Annotated in this window: 1 pseudogene; it reads left to right on the forward strand. The window is 48.3% G+C overall.

From position 1 onward, the window contains the following. Positions 1–1186 (forward strand): annotated as a pseudogene (locus CIK04_RS23830) (diguanylate cyclase); the annotation flags it as partial.

The raw sequence follows: 1186 nt of genomic DNA on the forward strand, positions 1-1186 counted from the left end.
CTCCGCTCAAGGCAGCGTGGTGTCATGGGTACTGAGTGGTCGAAAAAGGCGACCGACTGTTAGCACCGAAAGTGCCGACCCATCATTAAGCAGCACGCAGACGAGCGAAGCAGAACGCATGTTGCAACACGAAGATGCACAACAATTTGAGTTCGAAACCAAAACGAACGTTATTTCAGCCTCTTGTCGCCATACACCGACCAATATGGCCTCACGTGGTTTATTGGCATTTCCATCTCTGAAACCGAGCTTCTTGGCGTATTGCCGAAATCGCAACAGCAAAGCTGGCTGATCGGCATACTGGTGAGTGCGATTGGGATGTCTTTCTGCTTAGTCATTTTCAGCCGTATCACTCGTCCTATTACGGCCACCGCCACGGCAGCAAGAAATTTGGCCAACGGCAATTGGGATAGCTCGATGCCAAAACCTGGCCGCATTCGTGAAACCAGCTTACTGGTCAACGCCTTTAACGAAATGACCAATAACCTAAAAGCGTCCTTTAAAGCCCTGCATAATCAACTGGTGTTTGATTCTCTGACCAAGCTGTACAGCCGAGAAGGATTGATTGATGTAAGTAAGCGCAAACTTACTGAGTCTGGCAGTTTATTTATGCTTGGGGTCAATCGCTTTCGTGATATCAACGACAGCTTGGGGCATCACAACGGTGACCAACTGCTGATCAAAGTCTCCGAACGAATCCAAACCTTGTTTGACGATCAGTTTTTGCTCGCTCGCACAGGAGGAGACGAATTTGCGATATACGCTCCCCATATCAATCAAAGCCGAACGAAGTAACGATTGACGGTGAATCGCCTTCAGCAACTCTTCATCGCCCCGTTTTATATGAATGATCGAAATGTGTGGTGATAAAGGATGTCGATTGGTGTCGATGATCACCGACAGTGACAGCAACATGACACGCTGGCTACGGAATGGCAGCATCGCGCTGAGCAATGCCAAACAAGATGTCTCGGGTGTCAGTTACTATCGTCCGGAAATGGCCGACGCTTCGAAATTTCGCACTCAAATGCTGGCAAAAATCCAAGATGGTATCGACAGCCAAGAATTTATCCCCTATTACCAACCCATTATTGAGCTTAAGAGCGGCAAAGTGATCGGTGCTGAAGCACTGGCACGCTGGCTTAGCAAACAAGGGATTATCTCCCCCCTAGATTTTATCCCTATC

This window comes from Vibrio sp. 03_296, assembly GCF_002265885.1.